Origin of the sequence: Lonsdalea iberica, assembly GCF_002111585.1 — a bacterium.
GTDB lineage: Bacteria > Pseudomonadota > Gammaproteobacteria > Enterobacterales > Enterobacteriaceae > Lonsdalea > Lonsdalea iberica.
In genome coordinates this window covers 1-681 of record NZ_LUTP01000128.1, presented here as the reverse complement: position 1 = coordinate 681, position 681 = coordinate 1, and the positions used below count along the sequence as shown (strand labels likewise).

Below are 681 nucleotides of genomic sequence, written 5' to 3'. Positions count from 1 at the left end.
TCTTTGCTCAGAATATAAACTTCTGATTCGAACTGGGTGTGCGGCTTGATTGAACCCGGTTTAGCCAGTACCTGACCACGTTCAACGTCGTCACGCTTAGTACCACGCAGCAGAACACCAACGTTCTCACCCGCACGGCCTTCGTCCAGCAGTTTGCGGAACATTTCAACACCGGTACAAGTCGTTTTAGTCGTGTCTTTGATACCCACGATTTCAACTTCTTCACCCACTTTGATGATGCCGCGCTCTACACGACCGGTTACTACAGTACCACGGCCAGAGATAGAGAATACGTCTTCAATCGGCAGCAGGAACGGCTTGTCGATGGCGCGCTCTGGTTCCGGGATGTAGCTGTCCAGTGCTTCGGCCAGTTCTACAATCTTCGCTTCCCACTCAGCTTCGCCTTCCAGCGCTTTCAGAGCAGAACCACGGATTACCGGAGTATCGTCGCCCGGGAAGTCGTACTGAGACAGCAGCTCACGAACTTCCATTTCAACCAGTTCCAGCAGCTCTTCGTCATCTACATGTCACATTTGTTCAGGAACACGATGATGTACGGAACGCCTACCTGACGACCCAGCAGGATGTGCTCACGAGTCTGCGGCATCGGGCCGTCAGTCGCTGCAACTACCAGGATCGCGCCGTCCATCTGGGCAGCACCGGTGATCATGTTTTTTACGT

Annotated in this window: 1 pseudogene; it reads right to left on the bottom strand. The window is 53.3% G+C overall.

From position 1 onward, the window contains the following. Positions 1–681, bottom strand: a pseudogene (locus AU511_RS17045) (GTP-binding protein); the annotation flags it as partial.